Here is a 22,604-nt window from a genome sequence, read left to right as displayed (position 1 = left end):
CGGCGTCAGCTCATGACAGACTCATGAGTTGAAAATTCGGAGCCAAATATGGGCGAAGTTATTCGATTTGTCTCGAAATCCGAGCGCGAGCGAGCGCGTCTCATTCAGGAAGCGCGCGCCATCTACGACAGCATCTTCCCTCCAGCTGATCCGGCCAGCGACGAGCAGGACGGACCGGCGGTCGGTCGCACGTTCATCGGCCGCGATCGGGAGTAACGTATCGTGATCAAGATCATCGCCGTGCTTTGCAGTCTCGCCTCTCCCGCCAATTGCCACGAGCAGGTCGTCACCACTTCGGACTTTGCGCAGATCTCGGTGCAGTCCTGCCTGATGGGCGCGCCGCAACTCGCCGAATGGATGAACCAGCATCCGGCCGAGCGACTGGCTGCATGGCGCTGCGTGATCGGCAACCAGGGCGGCAGAGGCATCTGAGGCCGAAGGCCAAGCCGCATCTCCTCGCCGCCATCGGATGGACCCGGATCAGCGCCAAGGCGCGATGCGATTGGGGTAAATCGTCATAGCGCTTTGGGCTATGCTTGAGCATCGGAAAACCGCTGCACGCTTTTCGGATCTTGCTGTAGTGCATTGCGTTCAGCGACTTCCCTGGACGCAAGCAGCATGACCGGCCCCGAACTGAAGCAGCTTCGCAACGACCTCTCCGATGCCCTTGAGCGGAAGCTCACTGCGGCCGACATGGCCAAGCTTTGCGGATTGCCGGAGACAGGCGGCGCCGATACCATCCGGCGCTGGGAGATCAGCGGCCCGACGCCAGCGGCGACCAGGGTCCTGCGCGTGCTCGCGATGGCGAGCGAGCGCTATCCGATCCTGGAGAAGTTCGACATCTTCGATCGTCATGACGTGCGTGAGGAAGACCGGCCGGCAAAGCGCGCGGCCTTTCGCGAACAGATGCGCGATGAGGTGCGGCGGCGTCTTGGTTAACGAGAGGCGCGCGCAAGTTACCTGGGAGGTGCGAAGTTAAGCCTTCCTTCACCACTTCTTAAGTCGCCATTAAGCACGAAAATCATTTACACCCCAACAAGTTAGGTTGGCTGTCGCTGTGCCACGCATGTGACAGCATTTTCATCAAAAGCGAGCTATCTGCAAAACCAACGACGGCGCAGGAAATCGCGCCTGCCGGGGACCTTACGTGTTGGAGTTCAAGACGATGAAGAAAATTCTGTTCGCGACCGTGGCGCTGCTCGCGATGGGCGCGGCCGCGCCGGCCGTCGGCGCCGATCTCGGCAACCGCAATTACTACAAGACGCCCGCGCCGGCCTACGCCGCGCCGATCTACAATTGGACGGGGTTCTATCTCGGCGCCCACGTCGGTGGCGCGTTCTCCAGCGACAACAATTTCAACGGCCTTTCCACCGGCAACAACGGCAACGGCCGCTTCCTCGGCGGCGTGCAGATCGGCGCGGACTGGCAGTTCAACCCGAATTTCGTTGTCGGTATCGAAGGCCAGTATTCCTGGCTCTCGGGCAGCGTCGGCGCAGTGTTCCCGGGCGGCATCGCCTATACCAACGACCAGCGCGGCCTCGGCTCGATCACCGGCCGTGTCGGCTATACATGGGGTCCCGGCCTGCTCTATGTGAAGGGCGGCTACGCCTATTCGGACAACAATGAGAAGGTGACTGTGGGCGGCGTGCCGACCGGCTTCATCATCGACGGCGATCACCGCAACGGCTACACAATCGGCGCCGGCCTGGAATACATGTTCGCCCCGAACTGGTCGGCCAAGGCCGAGTACCAGTACTACAATTTCGGCGACGCGCACTTCACGGCGGGCCCGCTGGTGGGCACCGGCAGTTTCACCACCGACGACCATACTTTCAAGGCAGGCGTCAACTACCGCTTCAACTGGGCAAGCCCGACTGTGGCGCGCTACTGATCGGTTATCAAAACCTTATCACGATGAAGGGCCGGCCTCGTTGCCGGCCCTTCTTTTTTCGCTCTGCGGAACATGCGCAACCAATTGCGCCAAGTGCGATTTTTTAACCGGTGCTGCCGATACTGCCGTCACAAGCAGAAGCAAGAACATTGGGGGAATTTTCGATGGCGATCCGTCTGGGCCTTGGCCGCTTCCTTGGCCGTTTCCGTCCTCGTTTCAAGATGCCGAAATGGGGCGTGCGCGGCAGCCTGTTCGCGGCCTTCGCGGTGATCGCGGGCATGGGTCTCGTGATCGCGGCCGGCGCCGGCCTGGCGCTACAGAATCTCGGCGGACGCATGACTGAACTGAGCGGGCGGGACATTCCGCGCCTTTCCGCCAGCCTGCAATTGTCGGCACTGAGCGCGAGCCTTGCGGCGCAGGGGCCGGCCCTGCTTGCGGCGCAAAGCGAGGACGCCCTGAATGAGCGCACCAAAAAGCTCCTGGAATTGCAGGAGCAGACGCAGCGGAAGCTCAACGAAATCATCGAGTTCGGCGGCGACAAGAGCGTCGTCTCAGGGCTCAGCGACACGATGAAGAGCATCAACGAGGCGGCCCAGAGCCTGGCGAAGGCCGCCCGCGAACGGCTCGATATCGCGGCCCTCCATGAGAAGCAGTACGATGCGCTTCGCAACGCGCAGGGCGCGTTCGTCGGCGCTGCGAGCCCGGCGATGCTGGACGCGCAGACCCGCGTCAACGCCATTCTCGGCTCAGCCGACCTGTCCGCCGCAGATGCAACCGAAGCCGCGCAGACCGTCGGTCAGCTCGGCAACGTCGTCGCCAGCGGCAACCTCGCCGCCGCCAACATGAGCGCGGCGCTATCGGCGAGCACGAGCGACAAGCTCGACGACATCCAGAAGGAATTCAAGACGGCACAGGGACGCCTGCGGTCCAACCTCGACCTGTTGCCGGACAACCAGGGCAACAAGATGCTGCGCGAGACGGCGGAAAAGCTGCTCGCGCTCGGCACCGGCAAGACCGGCGTGTTCAATCTGCGCGAGAAGGAGCTCGACTCCATCGACTATGGCCAGACCATCCTGGACGAGACCCGCAAGCTCAATGTCGGCCTCGGTATCAGCGTGCAGCAGCTCGTCGACGGCGTGCAGAAGGAGACCAACGCCTCGACCTTGCAGGCGCGGCAGGAGATCTCGCTCGCGACGTCGGTCATGCTGGCGCTGGGCGGGCTGATGCTGGTCGGCTCGGCGCTGTTCGTCTGGCTCTATGTCGGCCGCAACATCCTGCGCCGGATCGGCGCCTTGCATCAATCGATGCAGCTGCTCGCGAACGGCGATCTCGAAACCGAGATCTACCGCTCGAAGAACCACAACGACGAGATCTCGGTGATGGCGAACACGCTGCAAGTGTTCCGGGAGAGCATGATCGAGGCTCGCGCCCTGACGAGCGAGCAGGACAAGGACCGTATCGCCAAGGCCGAGCGTGCCGCGCGCATGGAAGCGAAGATCGCCGAATTCGAGAGCACGGTGCGCTCCGCGCTTGAAAATCTGGCGCAGTCGGCCAATTCGATGCAATCGACCGCGCAGAGCATGTCGAGCACCGCCGACCAGTCCAACGCGCTGGTGAACGCGGTCGCCTCCGCCGCGGAGGAAACCTCGGTCAACGTGCAGACCGTGTCGGCCGGAACCGAGCAGCTGTCCTCCTCGATCCAGGAGATCAGCCGCCAGGTCGTGACCTCGGCCGAGATCGCCAAGAAGGCCGTCGATGAAGCGGGAGCGACCGACGCCACCGTGCAGAGCCTCGCCGACAGCGCGAGCCGCATCAGCGTCGTCGTCGACCTAATCCAGACCATCGCCTCGCAGACCAACCTGCTCGCGCTCAACGCCACCATCGAGGCCGCGCGCGCGGGCGAGGCGGGTCGCGGCTTCGCGGTAGTCGCCTCCGAAGTGAAAAGTCTGGCGAGCCAGACCGCCAAGGCGACCGACGAGATCCGCACCCAGATCGCCAGCATGCAGGAGGTCACGACCTCCGCGGTCGGCGCCATCCAGGGCATCGGCCGGATCATCGGCGAGATCAACGACGTCACCACGACGATTGCAGCCGCGGTCGAGGAACAGGGCGCCGCCACCCGCGAAATCGCCCGCAACATCCAGCACGCTGCCGGCGGCACCAGCGAGGTCTCCAGCAACATCGTCGGCGTCTCCACCGCGTCCGCCGAGGCCGGCGCTGCGGCCACCGAAGTGCTGAGCGCCTCGGACGCGCTGAGGCGCGAGGCCGATATGCTGCGCGGGGAGATCGACACCTTCCTCAACGACATGCGGGCGGCCTGATTGTCATTCCGGGGCGCCTCGAAGAGGCGAACCCGGAATGCCGGCAGTTTTGACGCTCTATCCGGGTTGCGGAAAACGGCCTGGTATGACCGCCATGCGGTCGCCGCCCAGCATCCTTTTTCGGCTGGCGCCCCGCGCGCACTGGGTTTAAGCCGGTAGCATGAGCTCGAAAACCGACATCGCACAGTCCTCGGCCGAGGCCCTGCGCTACCCCTGGGAACAGCACCCCGGCCCCGAAGAGGTCGTGGAGGTGCGGCCCGGCGTGTTATGGGCGCGGCTTAAACTGCCGTTCCGCCTCAACCACGTGAACATCTACCTGCTCGCCGACGGCGACGGCTATGCCATGGTCGATACCGGATTCGGCAACGAGGAGACGATCGGGGCCTGGACCAAGCTGTTCGATGGACCCTTGAAGGGCATCAACATCACGCGGCTGATCGTCACCCACTCCCACCCCGACCATGTCGGTCTCGCCGGGTGGATCGTCGAGCGTTTCAACTGCCCGCTGGTGATGTCGCAGGTCGAATATCTGCAATCGGTCTATCACCAGAACCGCGGCACCGAGGAACGGCGCGAGGCGCAGCGGCTGTTCTTCCGCCGCCATGGCATGGATGAGTCGCTGACCGAAAAGCTGCTCGGCCGCGGCCAGGATTATCTGAAGCGCGTCTCGGTGCTGCCGCCGTCCTACCGCCGCATCTCGCATGGCGACGACGTCGTGATCGGCACGCGCCGCTTCAAGGTGATCACCGGCGGCGGCCACGCGCTCGACCAGGTGATGCTGTATTGCGCCGACGACAAGCTGTTCCTCTCCGCCGACCAGGTGCTGAGCAAGATTTCGCCGAATGTCAGCGTCTGGGCGGTCGAGCCCGACCAGAACTCGCTCGGCGAATATCTGGCCTCGCTCGCCAGCCTCACTACGACTCTTCCCTACGACGTGCTGGTGCTGCCCGGCCACGGTGTGCCGTTCTACGGATTGAAGACCCGCATCAAGCAGCTCGCCGACCACCACGAAGAGCGCTGCCGGCTCATCGCGGAAGCCTGCCGCGAGGTGCCGCAAACCTCGCGCGCCCTGGTGCCTGTCGTGTTCAACAAGCACGTGCTGGACGAGCACCAGATGGGCTTTGCCGCAGGCGAGCTCGTCGCCCACGTCAATTACATGCTGGTCGAGGGCCGTCTGACGGCCGAGATGCAAGACGGCGTGCTGCAGTTTCGGACGACGTGAAGGCGCCAGCTCACTTCATGTTCGCGATCGCGTGCAGCGCCGCGATGTAGCCGAACGGTCCCAGCCCGCAGATCACGCCGGTCGCCACGAACGAGATCCTGGAGTGCCGGTGGTATTCGTCGCGGGCGTGGATGTTGGAGATGTGGACCTCGAGCACCGGACCCTCGAACGTCTTGATCGCGTCCATGATCGAGACCGAGGTGAAGGAGAGACCGGCCGGGTTGATGATGATGGCGTCGGCGTCCTGCCGCGCCGATTGGATCAGATCGACGAGCACGCCCTCGTGGTTGGACTGGTGGAAGGCGAGCTTGAGCCCGAGCTTGGCGGCGACATCCTCGCAGCTCGCGTTGACCTCTGCGAGCGTCGTCGTGCCGTAGATGTGCGGCTCGCGGATGCCGAGCATATTGAGATTGGGTCCATTGAGAATCATGACACGCTTCATCGGGCTTCCTTTCGCATGGGCTGTCCGGCTGACGGGCGCGCTGCTCCAGCCGGGTGAGGCTACGGCGTCGGCGCCGCCAGATCCGCCATCATGGATGGAGCGCGCGCCATGGACAAAATGTCCACGGCAGCCCGGCCTCCCGACCAGTCCGGTTCCCGGCCCGGCAGTCCCCGTGTTAGGCGCTTGATCCAAATCAACAATCGCGGCCGGACCGGCGGTTATCAATTGGCACGCTCGCCTTGCCTCAAATGTGTGCTGGCGCATAGACATTGGAGCTCGAAAAGCTCTAAAAATTGAGCGGCCGTCATGGCCGGGTTCCGTTGCAGGTTTTGCCGATGGATTACAACCAGTTCTTCGATTCCGCCCTCGATCGTCTCCACACCGAGCGGCGCTATCGCGTTTTCGCCGACCTCGAACGCACGGCCGGCCGGTTTCCGCACGCGGTCTGGCACTCGTCCAAGGGCAAGCGCGACGTCGTGATCTGGTGCTCGAACGACTATCTCGGCATGGGCCAGCACCCGAAGGTGGTCGGCGCCATGGTCGAGACCGCGACGCGCGTCGGCACCGGTGCCGGCGGCACCCGTAACATTGCGGGCACGCACCATCCGCTGGTTCAGCTCGAAGCCGAGCTCGCCGATCTCCACGGCAAGGAAGCCGCGCTGCTGTTCACCTCGGGCTATGTCTCGAACCAGACCGGCATCCCGACAATCGCAAAGCTGATTCCGAATTGCCTGATCCTGTCGGACGAGCTCAACCACAATTCGATGATCGAAGGCATCCGGCAGTCCGGCTGCGAGCGGGTCGTGTTCCGCCACAACGATCTTGCCCATCTCGAGGAGCTGTTGAAGGCGGCCGGCCCCAATCGGCCGAAGCTGATCGTCTGCGAGAGCCTCTATTCCATGGACGGCGACGTCGCCCCGCTCGCCAGGATCTGCGATCTCGCCGAGAAGTATGGCGCGATGACCTATGTCGACGAAGTCCACGCGGTCGGCATGTATGGCCCGCGCGGCGGCGGCATCGCCGAGCGTGACGGCGTGATGCACCGCATCGACGTCCTCGAAGGCACGCTGGCGAAAGCGTTCGGCTGTCTCGGCGGCTACATCGCCGCCAATGGCCAGATCATCGACGCCGTGCGCTCCTACGCGCCGGGCTTCATCTTCACCACCGCGCTGCCGCCGGCGGTCTGCTCGGCGGCGACCGCCGCGATCAAGCACCTGAAGACCTCGAGCTGGGAGCGCGAACGCCACCAGGACCGCGCCGCCCGCGTCAAGGCGATCCTCAATGCCGCCGGCCTGCCGGTGATGTCGAGCGACACCCACATCGTACCGCTGTTCGTCGGCGACCCCGAGAAGTGCAAGCAGGCCTCCGACCTCTTGCTCGAAGAGCACGGTATCTACATCCAGCCGATCAACTACCCGACCGTCGCCAAGGGCACCGAGCGCCTGCGCATCACGCCCTCGCCCTATCACGACGACGGTCTGATCGATCAGCTCGCCGAAGCGGTGCTCCTAGTCTGGGAACGCCTCAGCCTGCCGCTGCGCGAAAAGTCGCTGGCAGCGGAGTAGGGTTCTTACCCTCCCCTGGAGGAAGGTTGGGCGCCCGTGGGTGCGCGCTCGCACCTTAACGACAACCCCGGTTCCTCCCCCGGGCGCGGCATTTCGCTGTCGCCTACACCCGTCCAACGCGCTAAGCTTGCAGGGAAAATGAGCTCGGGCGCTGGCAGCGCCCAGGGAGAAGCACGCTCACCATGCTGCACGACTGGGGCGTGATCGCCGCCGCGTTCGGTTATATCGGCTTCCTGTTCCTGGTGGCGAGCCACGGCGACCGCCGGTCGGCGGCCGGGCCCGGCCGCGCCTCCGGGCTGATCTACCCGCTGTCGCTGGCGATCTACTGCACCTCCTGGACCTTCTTCGGCTCGGTCGGTTTCGCCACCCGCACCTCGACCGACTTCCTCGCCATCTATCTCGGCCCGATCCTGATGATTGGGCTCGGGGCCGGCGTACTTCGCCGCGTGATCCAGCTGGCGAAGGCCCACAACATCACCTCGATCGCCGATTTCATCGGCGCGCGCTACGGCAAAAGCCAGGCGGTAGCCGCCACCGTGGCGCTGATCGCCATCATCGGCTCGGTGCCCTACATCGCGCTCCAGCTCAAGGCGGTGGCCTCCTCGCTCGAAACGATCCTGACCGAAGACCAGGCCTTCTCCCACATCCCACTCGTCGGCGACGTGGCGCTGATGGTGACGCTGTCGATGGCTGCCTTCGCCGTGCTGTTCGGCACGCGGCAGACCGACGCCACCGAGCACCAGCACGGCCTAATGCTGGCAGTCGCGACCGAATCCATCATCAAGCTGATCGCCTTCCTCGCCGCCGGCATCTTCGTCACCTTCTGGATGTTCTCGCCGCAGGAGCTGATCGAGCGCGCGATGAAGACGCCGGAGGCGGTGCGCGCCATCAACTATTCGCCGTCGATCGGCAATTTCCTGACCATGACGCTGCTCTCGCTGTGCGCCATCATGCTGCTGCCGCGCCAGTTCCACGTCAGCGTGGTGGAGAATTCGTCCGATGCGGAGGTCGGTCGGGCGCGATGGCTGTTCCCGCTCTACCTCGTCGCCATCAATCTGTTCGTGATTCCGATCGCGCTTGCCGGACTCGTGACGTTCCCATTCGGTGCCGCCGATCCCGACATGTACGTGCTGGCCCTGCCGATGGAGGGCGGCGCAGACCTGCTCAGCGTCGTCGTCTTCGTCGGCGGCCTTTCGGCAGCGACCGCGATGGTGATCGTCGAATGCGTCGCGCTCTCCATCATGGTTTCGAACGATCTCGTGGTGCCCCTGGTGCTGCAGCGGCGGCCGGAAGGGCGCACCGGCGGTGCCGATTTCAGCAACTTCCTGCTGCGCTCGCGGCGGCTCGCGATCTTCGCCATCATGGTGATGGCCTATTTCTACTATCGCGCGCTCGGCAGTACCCAGCTCGCGGCCATCGGCCTGCTCTCCTTTGCCGCCATCGCACAGCTTGCACCAAGCTTCTTCGGCGGGCTTTTGTGGCGGCGCGCGACCGCGCGCGGCGCCATCGGCGGCATGGGTGTCGGCTTCGCCGTGTGGCTCTATACGCTGTTCATGCCGAGCTTCATGGATTCCTCGACCACGGGAATCCTGCTGCTCCAGCACGGCCCGTTCGGCATCGAAGCACTGCGGCCGCAGGCGCTGTTCGGCGCCGACCTGCCGCCGCTGATGCACGGCGTCATCTGGTCGCTGTCGCTCAACATCCTGACCTATGTGCTGCTGTCGCTGGCGCGAAGGCCCTCGTCGATCGAGCTGCTGCAGGCCGACCTGTTCGTGCCCAATACGCTCGCGCCAATCTCCCCGAGCTTCCGCCGCTGGCGCACCAGCGTCACCGTGCAGGACATCCAGACAACGGTCGCGCAATATCTCGGACCCGACCGCGCCAGGCAATCCTTCGAGGCCTTCTCGGCACGGCGAAACGTGCGGCTGGAGCCCGGGGCGCCTGCCGATTTCGAGCTGTTGCAGCACGCCGAGCACCTGATTGCCTCCTCCATCGGCGCCGCCTCGTCTCGCCTCGTGATGTCGCTGCTGCTGCGCAAGCGCACGGTCTCCGCCAAGGCCGCGCTGAAGCTGCTCGACGATTCCCACGCGGCGCTGCATTTCAACCGCGAGATCCTCCAGACCGCGCTCAACCACGTGCGCCAGGGCATCGCCGTGTTCGATGCCGATCTGCAACTGATCTGCTCCAACCGGCAGTTCGGCGATCTCCTCAACGTTCCCCCGCATTTGATCCAGTTCGGCACGCCGCTTCGCGAGATCCTGGAATTCATCGGGGTGGGTGATCCGGACGATCCGACCGAACGCGAGGCGGCGCTGGAGCGGCGCCTCGCCGCCTACACCACCGACAGCGAGCCCTATCTCGAACGCCTGCCGGAACGGCACATGGTGATCGAGGTGCTCACCAACCACATGCCCGGCGGCGGCTTCGTCATCACCTTCACCGACGTCACGCCCACGTTCGAAGCCGCGGAAGCGCTGGAGCGCGCCAATGCGACGCTGGAAAAACGCGTGCGCGACCGCACCGAAGAGCTGACACGGCTGAACTCCGAGCTGGCGCAGGCAAAGAGCGCGGCGGAGGACGCCAGCATCTCCAAGACGCGCTTCCTCGCCGCTGCCAGCCACGACATCCTGCAGCCGCTGAACGCGGCGCGGCTCTATGTCACCAGCCTCGTCGAGCGCCAGCACGATGGCGAAGAGACCCGGCTGGTCGAGAACATCGACGAATCCCTGCAGGCGATCGAGGAGATCCTCGGCGCGCTGCTCGACATCTCCAGGCTCGACGCCGGCGCGATGACGACCTCGATCTCGAGCTTCAAGATGGCCGACCTGATGCGCTCGCTTGAGATCGAGTTCGCGCCGATCGCGCGCGCCAAGAGCCTGGAGCTCACCTTCGTGCCCTGCTCGCTGCCGGTCGAGTCGGACCGGCTCTTGCTGCGGCGCCTGCTCCAGAACCTGATCTCGAACGCGATCAAGTACACCCCGCGCGGCCGCGTGCTGGTCGGCTGCCGCCGCCGCGGCACCTCGCTCAAGATCTGCGTCTACGACACCGGCGTCGGCATCCCCCTGGTCAAGCGCGGCGAGATCTTCAAGGAATTCCATCGCCTGGAGCAGGGCGCGCGGATCGCGCGCGGCCTGGGTCTGGGGTTATCGATCGTGGAGCGGCTGGCACGCGTGCTCAAGCACGGCATTGCCATCGACGCCACTGCCAGCGGCGGCTCGGTGTTCTCCGTGACGGTGCCGACGGCGAAGGCGATCACCCACACCGCGGCCGTGACCAGCGCAACGCCGCTGGCGCGCACGCCGATCTCGGGCGCGCTGATCGTCTGCATCGAGAACGATGCGGCGATCCTCGACGGCATGCGCACGCTCTTGAAAGCCTGGGACGCCGAGGTGATCGCGGTCGCCGACCCCGAAGGTGCGATCGCCGCAATCGAAACAGCCGGAAGACGCGTCACTGGCCTGCTTGTCGATTATCACCTCGATCGGGGCAACGGCATCGCCGCCATCCGCGAGATCCGCCGCCGCTTCGGCGATGGCATCCCTGCGATCCTGATCACCGCCGACCGCAGCCCCGCCGTGCAGGTCGCCGCGCGGGACGAGAAGATCGCGGTGCTCAACAAGCCCGTGAAGCCGGCTTCGCTCCGTGCCCTGCTGGGTCAGTGGCGCACGCAGCAGATGGTGGCGGCGGAGTGAGATTCGCGAGTCAGTAGTCGGTCGATACGCTCAGCGCGCGCCACGTCTCCAATTCCTCGAGACGAAGCTTATCCGCCGCCGCGATGGCGTTCACGGCATCGCTGCCGAGCGCAATTCGCAAGGGCGGCCGATCCATGTCGACGAGCTTCAGCACGACGGCTGCAGCCTTGGCGGGGTCGCCGGGCTGGCGGCCATCGTAATCGCGCTGCATCCTGACGGCGGCGCCAACGACCGCGTCGTACTCCGGCCGTCCCTCGCCGGCCGCATGTGCGGTCCGGGCAAAGCCGGTGCGAAAACCGCCGGGCTCGACGATCGTCACGCTCACGCCGATCAACGCCATCTCGCGCGCCAGCGATTCCGAAAAGCCCTCGATCCCCCATTTCGCGGCCGAATAGGCTGCGCGGGCCGTAGCACCAATGCGCCCGCCGACGGATGAGACCTGCACGATGTGCCCGCGGTGCTGCCGACGCAGCACGGGAATCGCGGCCTTGGTGACGATGATGGTGCCGATCAGGTTGACCTCGATCTGATGACGGAACGTCGTCAGGCTGGTGTCCTCGACCGATCCGAGATCGCCGTAACCGGCGTTGTTCACGACCACATCGACGCCGCCAAATGTCTGCACCGCCAAGCCGACCGCTGCTTGCGCTGCCGCCTCGTCCGTCACGTCGAGGGTTGCAAGCCGAAGCCTTTCGCCGAAGCGCTCAAGCAACGGTTCGAGTGGCTCTGGATCCCGGGCCGACGCAAGTACGCGATCTCCCGTCGTGAGCGCGGCTTCCACGATCGCCCGGCCAAGCCCGCGCGAGCTGCCGCTGATGAACCAAGTCTTGGACATGACGGTCTCCGGATGGCCTCAGGGCGCCAGGCGCGTGAAGACGTAATCGCGGCTCTTGGCGCGAGCCTCGTGGCAGGCAAAGCAGGTGCGATGCTGGGCCTCGTCCACCGGCCTGCCGTTGATGAAGCGGCCGAAGCCCCAGCCGCCGGTGGCGGCGTATTTCCTGGAATCCTTGACCATCACCTGGACCGTGGCGGCGGCGCCGGGAATCGTTGCGGACGCGAACTCCGGCGATTGCTTCCGCTTCCAGGCGCGCTTGACCAGGATGGTGCCGTCAGGGAACGGGAGTTTTCCGGCCTGATAGGCGTCGATTGCGGTCTGGTTGCCGACCACAGCGCGAAGCTCGTCGAGCGGCGCCGCCTCTTCGGCCGGCGCGACCAACTCCCACTGCTTGTAGCCTTGCGGAATCGTGACACCGAAGATCGGCGATGCATCCGCCGCGCTCTGATCCGCCGGCCCCTCTGCGGAGGCGATCGTGACGAGATACGGCACGCAGGTCAGGAGCACGACCAGCAGCGCCACCGTCAGCACGATCATCGTGGCGTAGAAGGACCTTTTCTTTTCAGGTTCGGTTGGCGACATGACGTTCTTCAAGCTGGGATCAACAGGGCGATCCTCGATCCGGCCGGGCTGGACCGAGGTGCCGACAAATGCTCAAGCGCCGTCGGCGTCGAGCACGGCCTTGGCAAATGCTTGCGGTGCTTCCTGCGGCAGATTATGGCCAATGCCGCCAGTGATCAGGCGAAACTCATATCGGCCCGAGAATTTCTTGGCGTAGGCGCTCGGGTCGGGATGCGGCGCGCCATTGGCGTCACCTTCCATCGTAATCGTCGGCACCTCGATCTGCGGAGCTGCCGCGAGCTTCTTTTCGAGATGCTCATATCTCGTCTCGCCCTGAGCAAGCCCGAGCCGCCAGCGGTAATTGTGGATCGTGATCGCGACATGATCCTTGTTGTCGAGCGCCGCCGCGCTTCGATTGAAGGTGGCATCGTCGAACTTCCACTGGGGCGAGGCGAGCTTCCAGATCAGCTTGGCGAAATCGTGCGTGTACTTCTCGTATCCGGCACGACCGCGCTCGGTCGCGAAGTAGAACTGGTACCACCATTGCAGCTCCGCCTGCGGCGGCAACGGCGCGCTGCCGGCAGCCTGGCTGGAGATCAGATAGCCGCTGACCGACACCAGCGCGCGGCAGCGGTCCGGCCACAGCGCGGCGATGATGTCGGCGGTGCGCGCGCCCCAGTCGAAGCCAGCGACGACGGCTTTCTTGATATCGAGCTTGTCCATCAGCGCGATGATGTCGGCGGCCATCGCCGCAGGCTCGCCATTGCGCGGCGTCTCGCCGGAGAGGAAGTGCGTCGTGCCGTAGCCGCGCAGATAAGGGATGATCACGCGATAGCCGGCCTTCGCCAGGATCGGCGCGACATCGATGAAGGCATGAATGTCGTAGGGCCATCCGTGCAGCAGGATCGCGACGGGACCGTTCGAGGGCCCCACCTCCGCATAACCGACGTTGAGAACGCCGGCGTCGATCTGCTTGATCGCGCCGAAGGACGCATTCGACACCGAGGATCGCAGCGGTTCGGTCTCGGCACGCGCGAGATCGACCACGCCGAGACCAACGGCGACGGCTCCTGTGGCGATGCCGAGAAACTGGCGGCGATGCTCATTGATGATCTGCTTCATGGTGTTGCTACCTTCTGGTGGTTGATGTGGTGCGTCAGACCAGCGCGACCGTGACGTCGACGTTGTCACGGACGGCCTTGGAATATGGGCAGGTTCGATGGGCTTCATCGACGATGCCGCGTGCGATCTCGCGATCGAGACCCGGCAGGCTGACATTGAGGCGCGCCCGCAGCGAGTAGGCGCCCTCGTCGAGCACGAGATCGATCTCCGCATCGATCGCGCATTTCCTGGGAAGGATCACCTTCCGCTTGCGCGCCGCGAGTTCCATGGCGCCTTCGAAGCAGGCCGACCAGCCTGCCGCAAACAACTGCTCGGGATTGGTGCCGATGCCAGTCCCGCCCGGCGGCGACAGCCTGACGTCAAGGCGACCGTCGGAACTGCGCGACATGCCGTCGTGCCGCCCGCCGCTGGTGTGCGTCCGGGCCGTGTAGAGCAGTTTCGCCGCCTGGGTCATGAAAGTCTCCTTGCCGTCGCGCAACTGACTATCAGCGGCGCGCCCGGGAGACGCGTTTGGTGTTGTGAGAAGTTGTGAGGCCGGCGGAGAACCTGTTACGAGGCCTGCAAACACGGTCTGATGCCGATGCAAAGCCGGCCTTGCTGGATCGCTGCCTGCTGGCTATCCGGGTTCCCAATGAGCAAGATTTCGCGATGACTACGCCGACCGGGCCAAGACTCTCGTTCGGACCATTCACCGTGGCGCCACATGAAAGGCTCGTGACGCGTGACGGCGTGGCGGTGCCGCTGGGCGCGAAGGCCTTTGACGCACTGATCGTGCTGATGTCGCGGCCGAACGAGGTCGTCAGCAAATGGGATCTGATGGCACTGGTGTGGCCCGGCATCACCGTCGAAGAGGCCAATCTGCGCTTTCACATCGCAGCCCTTCGCAAGGCGCTCGGCGACGGCAAGGACGGCGCGCGATATATCACCACGCTCTCCGGCCGCGGCTATTGCTTTGTGGCGCCGATCTCGCAAGTGGAGCTTCCGGCACTGCGGCGTACCGCACCGCGGATGGAATTGCCTCCGGTCAAGCTGCCGAACCGGCTGCAACGGATGGTCGGACGCGACGGGGAGATCGCCGCGATCTCCAACAAGCTCCTCAACTCGCGCTTCGTCACGATCGCCGGGCCAGGCGGCGTCGGCAAGACCGCCGTCGCGGTGGCGATCGCCCACGACCTGCTCGAGATATTCTCCGATGCCGCGCACTTCGTGGACCTTGCCGCACTCGGCGATCCCGATCTCGTGATCACCTCGATCCTGCTGATGCTTGGCTTGCCGGCCGAGACCGACGATCCCCTGCCCGCGCTGCTTGCGCATGTCAGGGACAAGCGGATGCTGCTGATCCTCGACAACTGCGAGCATGTCATCGCCGCGGCGGCGCCGCTGGCCTCGGAGATCTTCCACGCTGCGCCGGATGTCCATATCCTCGCCACCAGCCGCGAAGCCCTGCGGGTGGAGGGCGAGCAGGTCTATCGACTGGCACCGCTCGCGGTTCCGCCCGACGGCGCGGGTCTGACGGTCGCCGCGGCACAGACCTACCCCGCACTTCAACTCTTCCTCGAACGTGCCATGGCCGGCGGCGCGCAGATCGCGCTCGACGACGCCAATGCCGCGATCATCGCGCGGATCTGCCGCAAGCTTGACGGCATGGCCCTGGCGATCGAGCTCGCCGCCGGCCGGGTCGAAGCTTACGGCCTGGAGCAGACCGCCGCGCTTCTCGACGAGCGCCTCAATCTGCTCTGGCAGGGCCAACGCACCGCGCCGCCGCGGCAGAAGACCTTGCAGGCGACACTGGACTGGAGCTACGGGCTGCTGTCCGACATCGAGCGCCTCGTGCTGCGGAGGCTGGCGGTCTTTGCAGGCCACTTCACCATCGACGCGGCACTCGAGGTCGTGCCGGATGAACGCGCCGATCGCTCCCACCTGTTCGGCGCCATCGACAGTCTCGTTGCCAAATCGATGGTCGCACCGCGGCCGATCGGCGCGATGATGCGCTACCGTCTGCTCGATATCACGCGCGCCTATCTGCTCGAGATAGCGCCAGACGACGCCGCGCTCGCCGCCCGTCACGCGAGCTACTACCGGCGATGGCTGGAACAGGCCGGCAAGACGTGGGCTGCAACGCCGAACGCCGACGAACGGGCGATCCACTTCTCCGCGCTTCACAACGTGCGTGCCGCGCTGGACTGGTGTTTTGGCGCGGGGGGCGACGCCAGGACCGGCATTGCGCTCGCCGCCGCGGCAGCGCCGATCTTCCTCGCGATGTCGCTCTTGACCGAATGCCGGCGCTGGTCGGAACGGGCGCTGCTTGCGATTGCTCCCACCTCGCGCGGCAGCGCCGAGGAAATGCACATCCAGGCTGCCCTCGGACTGACCCTGGTGTTCACGCGCGGCGGCAGCGAGGCGGCGCGCATGGCCTTGAGCAGGAGCCTTGCGATCGCCGAGGCGCGCGGCGACGCGCCGAACCAGCTCCAGCTGCTCGGCCGCATGCACATCTTCCACGAACGGATGGGACAGTTCGACACCGCGCTTGGCTACGCGCAGCAGAGCCTTGCGGTCGCGAGAGCGCTCGGCGATCCCGGCTCGATCGCCCTTGCCCATTCGCTCCTCGGAGTCTCGCTCCACCTGGCCGGCGAGCATCGCGACGCGCTGGAGATGGCGGAGACCGCCTGGCAAGCGCCGGGGACAGAACGAATCAGCACAATTCACGGCTTCGATCATCGCAACCGCGCCGGCATCACGCTGGCGCGCGAACTCTGGCTGCAGGGTCGGCCCGCGGATGCACTGCAACTGGCGCAGCAGACGGTTGCCGACGCCGCGGAGATGGAGCACCCGATCACGCTCTGCATCGCGCTGATCTGGGCGGTCTCGATCTCGCTCTGGGGCGGCGATCTCGAGGGCGCGGAAGAGAGCATCGACCAGTTCATCGCACACGCCGAATCCCGGTCGATGGGTCCCTATCTCGTTGTGGGCCGCGGCGTGAAAGGCGAGCTGGCGATCCGGCGGGGAGACGCCGCGCATGGCGTCGAGACGATCAGGGCTTGCCTGCGCGAGCTCCACGAGGCCGGCTACGAACTGCTCACCACGACCTTCAACATCGCGCTGGTTCAAGGCTTGCTGGCGCTTGGACAGATCGAGCAGAGCGCGCGCCTGATCGACGATGCGATCCGGCTCGTCGAACAGAGCGGCGATCATCTCTACATGCCGGAATTGCTGCGGATGAAAGGCAGAGTTCTGTTGTCGCGGCCCGAGCCCGACGCCGAGCAGGCAGAAGCCCACTTCATGCAATCGCTGGATCTCAGTCGCCGGCAAGGCGCCACGGCCTGGGCGCTGCGCGCTGCGATCGATCTCGCCGGGCTGTTTGCCGGACGCGGGCAGCGCGACGAGGCGAAGCGATGGCTCCAATCGGCGCTCGAGGGCTTTGCCGAGGGCTCCGATACGGCGGATATCAGAGCGGCCAGCGTGCTCCTGGCCACGTTGTAGCGAATCACCCCGTAGGCGTGCCCTGCTTCGTCGCTGCGCTCCTCGCAATGACGCAAGGTGAACCGCTGTCGACCTCAAACCAGCATCTGGACTCGCAGACATGGCTCCGCCCTTCTCCCGGCGCGTTTCGCCCGAGTTTTGCGCTTCGCGTCACGCCCTTGGAAGAAAGGGCGCAGGGAAGGCCGGGTGCTGACCTGGCACCCGCGGTCCGCTGCGCGAAATGCACACGCAGAAAGAACCGCACAGCAGCATACAGGTGAAGCCGAACACACGGCCTTCCCTGCGCGATGGTCGGACGGCTTATGCCGCGCTCTCCCGAGAGCCGAGTTCCTTCTGGCCTCCCTCGCCCCAGCGAAATTCACCGGCGCCGCGCCGGTTGACGCGACTGCCGCCTCCGCAAGCGCTTGACCGTAGCAACGACGGCCAGGACCACACGGTTTTGCCGTTACGCGCGAGCGCCGTTCGTACAACGCGGCTTGGGAGGCGCTCACGGGGCTCGGCTCGATCCAACACCCCGCCCTGCGTCCCACATCCGCGACGGCGCCATGCGTCCACCGCAACCCGATCCGCGGCTCGTGACGACGTACGACCGCCCCTTTCGCCGGATCAGGGTGCGGCGATATATACGGTAAATCCGAATTTTTGTAAACCAGAATATCTTAGTCGAGACGGGTTGACCCCAACCGTTGCTGTTTTGCCCCGCGGGCAACGCAAGAACTTGGGGCGCCAGGTCACGTTGCTTTGAAGGAATGCGCACTCGGTGTCCGCTCATCCTCCAACACCGGCGCAAAATCGGACATCGTCGGACGTCCGGGTTGGGCCACAAGCGGACTTCGCGTCTAGACGAACCCGGTTGCGCTAATCGGTGGCGTTTTGGCCTTGTAAAAATCGCGAGAATAAGCCGCCGGTACGGAAAATGTTAGCTGCCGGTCAAGCGTCCTCGCCAAATCAGCGGCACTCTCTGGTCGATGCAAGTACACTGTCCAGGAGACGCCGCAATGACCACGACGCACCGCACTACATGGCTGGAATGGACATCCGCATCGACCGGGCATGTCACCAGCTTCATCTGGAAGCGTTGGGATGCTTTTCAGGAGCGCCGTGAAAGCCAGAAATTGAGCGCTGCTTTGTCCGAGTTGAGTGATAGAGAACTGATGGATATCGGCACCACGCGCGGCGAGATCGACTACGTCGCCTCGCACCGAGGTATTGACCCTCGAGACATCCGATCCGGTGAATGGCTGCGATATCTGCCAACTGTGGACGGCGAGGTAGGACCGACTGACTTTCGGTAGAGGTCACGAGCGCTGGCTTGCCGCGCCGGAAGTCCGTTCTGTCTTCCACAGACACCAGACATTGGAGCGGCAAGACCAGAAGGGGCCATTTCCGGATGTAAGCATCGCAACAACAGAGCGACGAAGCCTCTTGCTTTAACGAAACTGAGCAATTGATTCCAATGGTGGACCAGACCATCAATCGCAGGATTCGCTAGGCGGTGGTCGACGTATCACGTCATACTGCCTGGAATGAAACAGCGGACACGAGGATGTCCGTCGATGTAGTGCTTCCAGACCATGGTCCGTCCGGCAAGATTGGGTTGCTTGATGACGGCGCCATCTGGCACGAGCACCCATTCGTCGTCGATGCGAACGCGATATTGTCCGTGATCGGACTTCCAATCCGGTTCGGAGACGACGTAGGCGTCGGAATCCTCACAGCACTTCCCGAACTCGCTTTCCAGACTCTCGAACCAGGGCTTCAGCGGGGAATTCGCATGGCGCCCATCATCTCGCGCAAGTATCGCGGTCGACGGCAGCAGCAGCAGACAAATTGGAACCGCCATGTGCTTCATCGCTTTGATCGCCAGCATTTCGTCCCCTCGGCCATCTCAGTCTCGAATCAGCGCCGCTGGCGTCGTGGGCAAGGAGCGCAGGAACACGAACCGGGAGGTCACTGGTATCTCCGCATCGGCGCGACCATCCTGGCCAACGAGGATGAGGCCCGCTCCCCCATTTGCCACGGTCAGGATGACCTCTTCACCAGCCCATGTTCGGATCGGGTTCATCCCGACGACGAGAAACTCACCTACGGGCTGGTCCAGATATTGAAGTCTGAGCTGCGGAGCGATTTCGGGCGGTGCAAGCCCGAAGCCCAGTTGCTGCGCGAGTTCGTAGATTTTCCGCAATGGCACCGTCTCACCCCTAAAGCCCAGATCGGCCGCGGTCACTGTTAGAAGTGTTACCGCCGTTCTGGTGCCGCTGAGCGTAAACGCAGGTCGGGCAAGAGCCGCCGCGGCCGAGCTACCGACGCCGCAACCAATCGCACTCAGCGCGGTGAGGAGAGCAAACGTATCCGGGAACGTCCCGATGCTGATCGTTTTCCATTCAGCAACATCCGAAACGGGCGTTACTGGACCCGTGCGTGTCGGGACAACGGGCGCCGCCCTGAGCACTAGCTGCCTCTGCAACACATCGCGCGCCGAGCATTGAGCGTGAGCGCGGTTCGCAGAGGCGAGAACGCATACGACCCAGATCAAGAGCCTCGGTGCAGTGGCAAACCACGTCAGTGCAGCCATCTGCCGCATGATATCCCTCCCTCGTGACGCGAGATCCGCAAGCAGTTCATACAGTTCAGCCGCGCACGAGGATGCGCCGAGGTCACGAGAAGCGCTTTACAGGCGCCTTCCATTCTTCTTACCGTCGGCTTACATATCGGCTCCACGGGTGCGATCGTACCGCGGGAGGATGCATTTGCTTTACTCCTTTTCGGATTTCACGCTGGATACGGGACGGCGGGAGCTGCGGCAAGGAGCCGAGACAATCTCTATCGCGCCGCAGGTCTTCGACCTTCTGAACTATTTAATCCGGAACAGGGAACGTGTCGTCAGTAAGGACGACCTCATCGCTGGCGTCTGGAATGGCCGCATCGTCTCGGACGCCGCTCTGACGACGCGCATCAATGCCGCTCGGAGCGCCATCGGCGACACCGGCGAGAAACAGCAGTTGATCAAAACATTGCCGCGCAAAGGTTTTCGCTTCGTGGGTGCAGTGCAAGAAACCGGGAGCTCCGCAATAGAGACGGGTGGCTCAGTCGAGCGAGCCGGCGACATGCCGCCGCGCCTATCCATCGTCGTGCTACCCTTCGCGAACCTGAGCGATGATCGTGAGCAGGACTATTTGGTGGATGGTGTAGCCGAGAGTTTGACCACAGACTTGTCGCGCATCGCTGGTTCATTTGTAATCGCACGGAACAGCGCCGTCTCATACAAGGGTAGGGCAGTCGATGTACGGCAAGTCGGCCGCGAATTAAACGTTCGCTACGTGCTCGAAGGTTCAGTGCAACGCAGCGGCAAGCGGCTTCGGATGAACGTGCAATTGATTGATGCTGAGAGCGGCCGGCATCTTTGGGCCGAGCGCTTCGAGAAGCCTGTCGTCGACCTGTTCGACATGCAGGACGAAATCGTTTCGAGGCTCGCCAATACGTTAGGTCGCCAGCTCATCGAGGCTGAGGCGCGACGAGCCGAGCGTACGCTGCACCCTGATGCGATGGATTTGTACTTCCAAGGCCGGGCCTGGTTGATGAAGGGATTTAGCCCTGAATGCGTAACGCAAGCGCGGAGCTTCTTCGAACGCTCTCTAGCGTGCGACCCCGGCAACGTCGAGGCAATGATTGGCCTGGCAAATGCTGATACGGCAGTTGCGACCAGCTTTACGACGGATGACGGGCCTGCGCGGCTTGCAGCGGCCGAGGCAATGGTGAATAGGGCATTGTCGATCAGGCCGAACCGTACTTCGGCCCACTTGGCTCGGGGTTGGGTCCAGATCTTTACGAACCGGGCCGCCCAAGCTATCCGTGAATTTGAGCATGTGTTGGCGCTCGATTCGAATATAGCCAACGCTCATGCAGCCCTTGGTTTTGCCAAATTCTATATGGGGTGCGCCGCCGAGACTGAAGGCCACATACTCCAGGCTCTACGTCTCTCCCCTCGCGACATCGATGCCTATCAATGGGCGTGTTTTGTAGGCGTGGCCAAGCTACAGCTGGGTTCGAACGTCGAAGCGGTCAGCTGGCTACGACGAAGCACTGAGGCGAACCGCAACTTTCCTCTCGCTCATTTGGCGCTCGCCGCTGCGTTAGGCCTGACCGGCGCGCTCGATGAGGCGCGAACTGCTGCAAGAACGGGACTTGCGCTCAACTCAGGTTTCACAATCCGTCGCTTCGTCACTGCTCAACAAAGCGACAATCCAGCTTTCCTTGCTGGGGTCGAGCGCGCGTGTGAAGGCTTCCGTCTCGCTGGCGTGCCGGAAGGGTGAAGGGCGCTTCCGGTCACGACCAGGTCCGCGACCCGCGTCAGAGACGCGCGTAAGTTCCCCGTTTGAATACCAGCATGGCGCCCCGAACAGTTTGGAATATGGACTCGTCTCTATGTTGACATGGATCTTGGTGGCCTCGTCCACTGTGTACGTCCCGGTGCGGGCCGCCGCCTCCGGCGAGAGATGCGCAGAATCACCTAGTGCGTATTTCGGCGCATCGAGGAGGCGCAACTTCCGCTTCCGGTCAAACCAGCACGCTCTGAACGAGCCGAATGATTCCGCTTCGCTCTCCAGACCGGGCATCCGCGAGCGCAATGGCAGTGTAGCCCGGCCCTACCCCGTCGGCGTGCCCTGCTTCCACTGGCCGCCGGCGATCTTCGCCGCAGCAATCACCGCCTGCGTCCGGCTCTCGACGCCGAGCTTTTGCAGGATCGCCGAGACATGCGCCTTGATGGTGGCCTCGGAGACGCCGAGCTCATAGGCGATCTGCTTGTTGAGAAGGCCCTCCGATAGCATCATCAGGACCCGGACCTGCTGCGGCGTCAGCGTCACCAGGCGGTCGCGCAGTCGCGTCATGTCGGGATCGGCCGCGGCGGATAGATCGGTGTCGGCGGGAACCCAGACGTCGCCCTCCATCACCTTGAGGATGGCGTCACGCAACGTCTCGACCCCGAACCGCTTTGGAATGAAACCGGACGCACCGAAATCGAGCGAGCGGCGGATCGTGGCGCTGTCGTCCGAGGCTGAGACGATCACGACCGGAATCGCCGGATATTGCGCGCGCAGATAGATCAGGCCGGAAAAGCCGGAGATTCCGGGCATCGAGAGGTCGAGCAGGATCAGGTCGACGTCCGAGGTCTGCTCCAGCAGCCCGGTCAGGTCCTCAAAGGATCCGGCCTCGTCGATCCTGGCCGACGGGAGAACGCCCGCCACCGCCTGTCGCAGCGCATCGCGGAACAGGGGATGGTCATCGGCGATGACGAGGTGGGTCGAGGGAGCGTTCATCGTTCTCTTGCTGTCGTTCGCGCCGGCCGGCGAACAGATCCGGATGCGTCAATTCTTCCCCGAGCGGCGGTGGCATGCAAGTGCACATTATCCCCTTGCTGCAAATGGGTTAATCCCCATCCCTCACGGGTTCGCGCCGGTGCCGGATACCACAC

The 22,604-nt window shown here is 64.2% G+C and carries 19 protein-coding genes; 11 read left to right on the top strand and 8 right to left on the bottom strand.

The window, feature by feature from the left end; genetic code table 11:
* Positions 1 to 48: 48 nt before the first annotated feature.
* From ABIG06_RS15295 to ABIG06_RS15270, 6 genes are all read left to right on the top strand, one after another.
* Positions 49 to 216, top strand: a complete 168-nt coding sequence (locus ABIG06_RS15295) for a hypothetical protein (protein WP_199751680.1) — start codon at positions 49 to 51, stop codon at positions 214 to 216.
* Between the two features lie 6 nt (positions 217 to 222).
* Positions 223 to 432, top strand: coding sequence for a hypothetical protein (locus ABIG06_RS15290; protein WP_124161308.1), 210 nt, complete (start codon positions 223 to 225; stop codon positions 430 to 432).
* 186 nt (positions 433 to 618) lie between these two features.
* Positions 619 to 939, top strand: coding sequence for a hypothetical protein (locus ABIG06_RS15285; RefSeq protein WP_124161307.1), 321 nt, complete (start codon positions 619 to 621; stop codon positions 937 to 939).
* A gap of 226 nt (positions 940 to 1,165) precedes the next feature.
* Entirely contained in the window at positions 1,166 to 1,891 is a 726-nt protein-coding gene (locus ABIG06_RS15280; RefSeq protein WP_124161306.1) for an outer membrane protein, read from the top strand.
* Positions 1,892 to 2,055: 164 nt separating this feature from the next.
* On the top strand, positions 2,056 to 4,212 hold the full coding sequence (locus tag ABIG06_RS15275; RefSeq protein WP_370137655.1) for a methyl-accepting chemotaxis protein: 2,157 nt from the start codon (positions 2,056 to 2,058) through the stop codon (positions 4,210 to 4,212).
* Between the two features lie 160 nt (positions 4,213 to 4,372).
* Positions 4,373 to 5,434: an MBL fold metallo-hydrolase gene (locus tag ABIG06_RS15270; protein WP_370137654.1), complete on the top strand. Its 1,062-nt coding sequence runs from the start codon at positions 4,373 to 4,375 to the stop codon at positions 5,432 to 5,434.
* 10 nt (positions 5,435 to 5,444) lie between these two features.
* Here the strand turns inward: ABIG06_RS15270 and aroQ are convergent, their stop codons facing one another.
* Positions 5,445 to 5,876, bottom strand: a complete 432-nt coding sequence (gene aroQ / locus ABIG06_RS15265) for a type II 3-dehydroquinate dehydratase (protein ID WP_124161303.1) — start codon at positions 5,874 to 5,876, stop codon at positions 5,445 to 5,447.
* 335 nt (positions 5,877 to 6,211) lie between these two features.
* Between aroQ and hemA the strand changes: the two genes are divergently transcribed.
* Together hemA and ABIG06_RS15255 are read left to right on the top strand one after the other, a co-directional pair.
* Positions 6,212 to 7,441, top strand: coding sequence for a 5-aminolevulinate synthase (gene hemA / locus ABIG06_RS15260; protein ID WP_370137652.1), 1,230 nt, complete (start codon positions 6,212 to 6,214; stop codon positions 7,439 to 7,441).
* Between the two features lie 182 nt (positions 7,442 to 7,623).
* A complete protein-coding gene (locus ABIG06_RS15255) occupies positions 7,624 to 11,133 on the top strand; it encodes a PAS domain-containing hybrid sensor histidine kinase/response regulator (RefSeq protein ID WP_370137651.1) in 3,510 nt (1,169 codons plus the stop codon).
* Between the two features lie 10 nt (positions 11,134 to 11,143).
* Here the strand turns inward: ABIG06_RS15255 and ABIG06_RS15250 are convergent, their stop codons facing one another.
* The 4 genes from ABIG06_RS15250 to ABIG06_RS15235 all read right to left on the bottom strand — a co-directional run bounded on the left by ABIG06_RS15250 (position 11,144) and on the right by ABIG06_RS15235 (position 14,105).
* Entirely contained in the window at positions 11,144 to 11,968 is an 825-nt protein-coding gene (locus ABIG06_RS15250) for an SDR family NAD(P)-dependent oxidoreductase (protein ID WP_424578308.1), read from the bottom strand.
* Between the two features lie 18 nt (positions 11,969 to 11,986).
* Entirely contained in the window at positions 11,987 to 12,550 is a 564-nt protein-coding gene (locus tag ABIG06_RS15245; RefSeq protein WP_370137648.1) for a cytochrome P460 family protein, read from the bottom strand.
* 72 nt (positions 12,551 to 12,622) lie between these two features.
* On the bottom strand, positions 12,623 to 13,651 hold the full coding sequence (locus ABIG06_RS15240; protein ID WP_370137646.1) for an alpha/beta fold hydrolase: 1,029 nt from the start codon (positions 13,649 to 13,651) through the stop codon (positions 12,623 to 12,625).
* A gap of 34 nt (positions 13,652 to 13,685) precedes the next feature.
* Positions 13,686 to 14,105, bottom strand: a complete 420-nt coding sequence (locus ABIG06_RS15235; protein ID WP_124161297.1) for an organic hydroperoxide resistance protein — start codon at positions 14,103 to 14,105, stop codon at positions 13,686 to 13,688.
* Between the two features lie 194 nt (positions 14,106 to 14,299).
* Here ABIG06_RS15235 and ABIG06_RS15230 point away from each other — a divergent pair, with 194 nt between their 5' ends.
* Positions 14,300 to 17,131: an ATP-binding protein gene (locus ABIG06_RS15230; RefSeq protein ID WP_370137644.1), complete on the top strand. Its 2,832-nt coding sequence runs from the start codon at positions 14,300 to 14,302 to the stop codon at positions 17,129 to 17,131.
* Between the two features lie 998 nt (positions 17,132 to 18,129).
* Positions 18,130 to 18,426, top strand: a complete 297-nt coding sequence (locus ABIG06_RS15225) for a DUF1127 domain-containing protein (protein ID WP_370137642.1) — start codon at positions 18,130 to 18,132, stop codon at positions 18,424 to 18,426.
* 212 nt (positions 18,427 to 18,638) lie between these two features.
* Here the strand turns inward: ABIG06_RS15225 and ABIG06_RS15220 are convergent, their stop codons facing one another.
* Together ABIG06_RS15220 and ABIG06_RS15215 are read right to left on the bottom strand one after the other, a co-directional pair.
* Complete coding sequence (locus ABIG06_RS15220; RefSeq protein ID WP_124161292.1) at positions 18,639 to 19,001, bottom strand: hypothetical protein; 363 nt, start codon at positions 18,999 to 19,001, stop codon at positions 18,639 to 18,641.
* Positions 19,002 to 19,019: 18 nt separating this feature from the next.
* Positions 19,020 to 19,715: a hypothetical protein gene (locus ABIG06_RS15215; RefSeq protein ID WP_370137640.1), complete on the bottom strand. Its 696-nt coding sequence runs from the start codon at positions 19,713 to 19,715 to the stop codon at positions 19,020 to 19,022.
* Positions 19,716 to 19,875: 160 nt separating this feature from the next.
* Between ABIG06_RS15215 and ABIG06_RS15210 the strand changes: the two genes are divergently transcribed.
* The gene (locus ABIG06_RS15210) at positions 19,876 to 21,444 is read left to right on the top strand and encodes a winged helix-turn-helix domain-containing tetratricopeptide repeat protein (protein WP_370137638.1); all 1,569 of its coding nucleotides are present in this window, start codon (positions 19,876 to 19,878) and stop codon (positions 21,442 to 21,444) included.
* Between the two features lie 333 nt (positions 21,445 to 21,777).
* On the opposite strand, the gene ABIG06_RS15205 is transcribed toward ABIG06_RS15210, so the two are convergent.
* A complete protein-coding gene (locus ABIG06_RS15205) occupies positions 21,778 to 22,449 on the bottom strand; it encodes a response regulator (RefSeq protein WP_124161289.1) in 672 nt (223 codons plus the stop codon).
* Positions 22,450 to 22,604: the final 155 nt, after the last annotated feature.

The organism is Bradyrhizobium sp. USDA 326 (assembly GCF_049739485.1).
Taxonomy (GTDB): Bacteria; Pseudomonadota; Alphaproteobacteria; order Rhizobiales; family Xanthobacteraceae; genus Bradyrhizobium.
This window is presented reverse-complemented; position numbering and strand designations above follow the sequence as displayed.